This is a genomic window from Actinoplanes sp. KI2, from assembly GCF_025630775.1.
GTDB lineage: Bacteria > Actinomycetota > Actinomycetes > Mycobacteriales > Micromonosporaceae > Actinoplanes.
Genome location: NZ_JAOSZE010000115.1, coordinates 1 through 1,417, shown reverse-complemented (window position 1 = coordinate 1,417; position 1,417 = coordinate 1). Strand labels below are relative to the sequence as shown.

Annotated in this window: 2 protein-coding genes; both read right to left on the bottom strand. The window is 68.2% G+C overall.

Going from position 1 to position 1,417, the window contains the following annotated elements:
• Nucleotides 1-15: 15 nt before the first annotated feature.
• Nucleotides 16-507 carry a transposase gene (locus ODJ79_RS46500; protein WP_263030174.1) on the bottom strand — a complete coding sequence of 164 codons (492 nt, stop codon included), beginning with the start codon at nucleotides 505-507 and terminating at the stop codon, nucleotides 16-18.
• A gap of 63 nt (nucleotides 508-570) precedes the next feature.
• Entirely contained in the window at nucleotides 571-1,158 is a 588-nt protein-coding gene (locus ODJ79_RS46495; protein ID WP_263030173.1) for an IS110 family transposase, read from the bottom strand.
• Nucleotides 1,159-1,417 lie beyond the last annotated feature (259 nt).

Genomic DNA, 1,417 nt, shown 5'->3' with positions numbered 1-1,417 from the left:
TGGCTCCCCTCTGTGTCAAGACGTAGTTCGGGCTGAGGCCTTAGGCTTGCTGCCGGCGGGTTCGGGAAGTGACTTCTCCGAAGAGCTGGCATGGGGATGAGAGCTGGCCACGCTGGAGTTTGTTGACGTTCCCCGGTGTCCTCCCGAACCCGTCACCACCGCTGTGACGTCGCTGATCATTTGCCGGTAGACGACGTCGGCCAGGCGCCGTTTCAGCGCTCTCATGGCTTCCATCGAGGTCTTGCCGGTTGCATTCTTCCGGTCGAAGTAGGCGCGGCCCTCGGTCGGGTTGCGGAGCTGGACGGTGGCCATGATGTGCAGAACCCGGTTGATCTGCCGGTTCCCGGCTCGCGACAGCCGATGACGGACCTGGTCACCGGAGGACGCGTCGATGGGCGCGGTGCCGTTCCAGGACGCGAAATGGCTGCGGTCCGGGAAGCGGGTGACGTCGGCGACCTCCACCAGCAGCCGGGCGGCGCCGGACGGGCCGATGCCGTGCAGGTCCATCAGCGTGGTGCCGGTCGCGGCGACCAGCTCCTTGAGCTCTTTGTCGGCCTGCTTGGAGCGTTGTTAGACCCGCTCGAGGTCAGCGATCAGTTCCGCGGCCACCCGCCGGCGGGCCTTGCCGGCCACGTCCCGGGGCCGGACCGTGGCCAGCAGCGCCTTGGCCTGAGCGGCGGACAGGCTCTTCTTGGCCCCGCCCGGGATCAGCTCCAGCAGCAGCTGGTGCAGCTGCGAGACCATCCGGGTGTGATCCTCACCGAGCGAACGCCGGCGGTCGACCAGGATCCGCAGCACGGCCAGCTGCTCGTCGTTGACCAGCGGACGCAGCCCTGCCATCCGGGTGCCGACCAGCGCGACCGAGTGCGCGTCGGTGGCGTCGGTCTTGCGGCCCTGGCCGGTGGCGAACACCCGCGCCCGGGCGGACAACTTCGGCGGGACGTCGGTGACCTGCTCGCCATCGGCAAGCAGCCGGGTGGCGATGTGCCGGCCGATGCCCTGGCAGCCCTCGATCGCCCAGACCCGGTCCGGCCACTGCTTGGCGTACGTGACCATCGCCGCGAAGCCGGCGCGGTCGGTGCCGAAACGACCGCCGCCCAGGATGGTCTCGTCGCTGGCCATCACCTCGATGGTGGCGGAGCGTTTGTGTGGGTCCATGCCGATGACCACACGCTCGGACGGGCTCACTGACTCTCCCTCTGCTCGATCCGACAGTTCGTCGAGCTGGGAGGGCATCGCTACTTCGAGCTGCGCAAACCCCTCTTGAGCCACTCCCTGCCCTGCAGCGACGCCCGGGACTGCGCAGGCCAAATGAGAGCCACACCAAGGTGGGCAGCCGAAATGAGAACGACAGCCCGGACGCCTAGACCGAAGCCTGGCCGGGCCGCGGTCCTAGAGCAATGAAACAAGTAGCCGA